The organism is Catenovulum sp. 2E275, assembly GCF_025515275.1.
Taxonomy (GTDB): domain Bacteria; phylum Pseudomonadota; class Gammaproteobacteria; order Enterobacterales; family Alteromonadaceae; genus Catenovulum.
Genome location: NZ_JAOPFU010000092.1, coordinates 1 through 2,851, shown reverse-complemented (window position 1 = coordinate 2,851; position 2,851 = coordinate 1). Strand labels below are relative to the sequence as shown.

The window sequence follows — 2,851 nt, the reverse complement described above, 5'->3', positions numbered from 1 at the left end:
ACGACCCTATATTAGGCTCGCTTTGACGATTGGCTTGGTTTCTGCCCTAAAATTATTGTTGCATTTTAGTTAATCTAGGCTTAAGTTCATGAAATTATTAATTTAAAGCTTATTGGAATGATGTTGTTAGACTCAATATTGAAAAGTTCTATACACACTTCTGATGATTAAGCTGTTATGGCAAAAAGGGAAGTGCAGTGAATGATTTGAAGTTTTCGCCTAATACAGACGGTATTGAACAAATAGATTTCAGACCGTACATGCTAGAAAATGCTTATGATTACTACAAGATTTGTACTTCTTCCACTCATCAAAGAATGAGCATTCAAGCAGTTTTGTGTGCTCTAAGTATTGAAATTATTCTTAAAAGTTTTCATGCGACGGTAAGAAGCAATGAAGGCCAAATAAATGAAACTTATGAGTTTGAAAAGAAAAAGGCTTTGCCAAAAGGTACAAATGCACATGATTTAATGGTTTTGTATGAAGCTTTACCAGAAAATATTCAGCATTACCTTTTTAATTCATTAGACCTTAAAACATTATCTGCAAATAAAGACCTTTTCACGCGAAGCCGTTATTCTTATGAGCAAAATGCTAACAGGTCACATAATGATAGGATTATAAAGTTAGCCGCAAGTCTAATTTGTAAAATGGTTTATTTATATCGAAGTTTTGGTTGTGAAGATCCATTCATTAAATTCTTTGATATAGAAGCTTTGTATTTCCGCGAAGTGCGATCATTTATAATGTGCAATGAGCCATAACAAAGTTGTAAACGCGGACAAATAACAGTTGGCTTTGTTCGTGCCTCACAAATTTTAGCCAACTATTATTAGCCGGTTACAACGGCGTTATATGCCATGGAGAATTAGGTGGTAAAGTCTAAATATCAGCTGATAATTGAGGCGTTTTGCATCAAAGAAAACGTAACCATCCCATCTGGATTCTATCGTCATTCTGCCGGACATCTAGCAATCATAAAATCTACTGATCTTAATAAGCAATTAGTGGCTAGAACTTGGATTAAAAATGCAGACGTAATCAATTATCTAGCTAATTACGGTAGCAACGAATGCCAAGTTTTTGATTTCAAAAAAGGTGTAGAATTAGCTTGGAATGGTGCCAAATTGTTAACCGTGAAGTCAGATTTGTAGTTGGCATATAACAATGCAATTATGAGGGGACGCAAAAAGCTTGGCTGCGTCACTTCGTTCCTATTTTAGCCAAGCTTTTGTGCGCCCCATATTGCGGCGTTCTGTGTAAAGGAGAAGGAATGGAGTTTTTACCTTTAGAAATAAATAGTGAAAAAGTCTACGCTGGCTTTTGGAAACGCTTCGGTGCAGCTCTTATCGACATGTTGGTTTTTATACCATTCATGGTCATGTTTCATTTTACGCAAGGGTTATCAATCTTTAGCGCGATGGTTACGATAGTAGTATCAAGTCTACTATTTTCTGCTTATACAGTTTATTTCCATTATAAGTTTGGGGCTACTCTTGGAAAGATGGCTGTCGGAATCAGAATTACCTTTCCGGATGGCAGTAAGATTGGGCTCAAGCAAGCTTTACTTAGGTCATCAGTTGATCTAGGGGTCGCCTTCTTTATGGTATTGGCACAAGCTTTAGCTATTACAAATGCTGATCCAGAGATATATCTGAATGCAGGGTTTATGGAGCGCGCGGAATATATAATACCTTTATTTCCGGCTTGGTACGGCTTAGTAAACACAGTAAGTCAACTTTGGTTCTGGAGTGAGTTTCTAGTTTTATTATTCAATAAAAGGAAACGTGCAATCCATGATTTTATTGCTGGCACCGTAGTTATTAAGCAGGAATACACAGAACAAGTAGCTGCACCGGACTCAGTCGCTGACGCTCCTTCTCCGGTGAGCTAGGCGTTATGTGTAAATTATGAATCGAGAAAAGGGAAAAAACGGAAGTTATGTTTGTCCTTGTTGTGGGTACGCAACTTTGGATGAAGTCGCTAACTACGAGATATGTGAACTTTGCTTCTGGGAAGATGATGGTCAAGATGATGTTGATGCCCACGAGTGTTTAGGTGGGCCCAATCATGTCAGTCTTACTGAGGCCCGTAAAAACTTTCTAGAATTCGGTGCAGCAGAGAAAAAAGACATTAGTTGTGTTCGCAGCGTTCGTCCTACCGATGAAAATGTACGCAACTATAAATTAATCAATGGTGAGGCCAGTGCAAACTGAAACACATAACAAGTTTAGCCAGCATCGCCACAGCAAAAACACGCTGTGGCTGGACCTCACTTCGTTCGGCCGCTGCTAAAGGCGTTATATTGCAAGGGAAATCAATTGAGCGTTGCCAGCCAAATTGAAAAATTATTTTGTCCTTCTGTCTACGAAAAAGTTATTCCTACGACTGAAGACATTGATTTGTGCCTTTTTAAAAAGCAAGGTGCAGGTAAATACGTTTTAGTTGTAGTGCAATATGATTCCAAGCTATCAATGTCTTTGCAAATTAAAAAAGTGCGCCAATACGTCCAGCGTTTAACTAAAGCATTGTGGTTAGTAAATGAGATTGGTGCTTATGTAGTTTTCGCTGGCGCTAATTTTATAGGTAACTCGTTAGAGTTAACTATAGATAAAACGGGGTTTCATGCAGTAATTATTCAAGGAGTTCATATTATAAATGAGTCTGGTGAACACATTTATAATCACAGTAAGTGGTTTAATCACGTTTTTGGTGGTGCCACAAATATAGCCACAGAGCTTAGAGCTATTGCAATATAACAAGAGACTATGGTGTCAATAACTAATTTTAAGTTTTCGGCGCTTCCCATAAAACGCCGTCCCGAAGCATTGAATTTAAGATCACTATCATC

5 protein-coding genes are annotated in these 2,851 nt (G+C 37.9%); all 5 read left to right on the top strand.

Going from position 1 to position 2,851, the window contains the following annotated elements; translation table 11 throughout:
• Positions 1-197: 197 nt before the first annotated feature.
• The 5 genes from N7931_RS19105 to N7931_RS19085 all read left to right on the top strand — a co-directional run bounded on the left by N7931_RS19105 (position 198) and on the right by N7931_RS19085 (position 2,759).
• Positions 198-764: a hypothetical protein gene (locus N7931_RS19105; protein ID WP_262795934.1), complete on the top strand. Its 567-nt coding sequence runs from the start codon at positions 198-200 to the stop codon at positions 762-764.
• Between the two features lie 108 nt (positions 765-872).
• Positions 873-1,154 carry a hypothetical protein gene (locus tag N7931_RS19100; RefSeq protein ID WP_262795933.1) on the top strand — a complete coding sequence of 94 codons (282 nt, stop codon included), beginning with the start codon at positions 873-875 and terminating at the stop codon, positions 1,152-1,154.
• Between the two features lie 119 nt (positions 1,155-1,273).
• Positions 1,274-1,894: an RDD family protein gene (locus N7931_RS19095; RefSeq protein ID WP_262795932.1), complete on the top strand. Its 621-nt coding sequence runs from the start codon at positions 1,274-1,276 to the stop codon at positions 1,892-1,894.
• Between the two features lie 16 nt (positions 1,895-1,910).
• Positions 1,911-2,216, top strand: coding sequence for a CPCC family cysteine-rich protein (locus tag N7931_RS19090; protein ID WP_262795931.1), 306 nt, complete (start codon positions 1,911-1,913; stop codon positions 2,214-2,216).
• A 105-nt stretch (positions 2,217-2,321) separates the two neighbouring features.
• Positions 2,322-2,759 carry a hypothetical protein gene (locus N7931_RS19085; protein WP_262795930.1) on the top strand — a complete coding sequence of 146 codons (438 nt, stop codon included), beginning with the start codon at positions 2,322-2,324 and terminating at the stop codon, positions 2,757-2,759.
• The last annotated feature ends 92 nt before the right edge of the window (positions 2,760-2,851 follow it).

Coding starts and splice junctions, on each gene's coding strand:
- N7931_RS19095 (WP_262795932.1), top strand. CDS start 1,274: ATGGAGTTTTTACCTTTAGAAATAAATAGTGAAAAAGTCTACGCTGGC.
- N7931_RS19090 (WP_262795931.1), top strand. CDS start 1,911: ATGAATCGAGAAAAGGGAAAAAACGGAAGTTATGTTTGTCCTTGTTGT.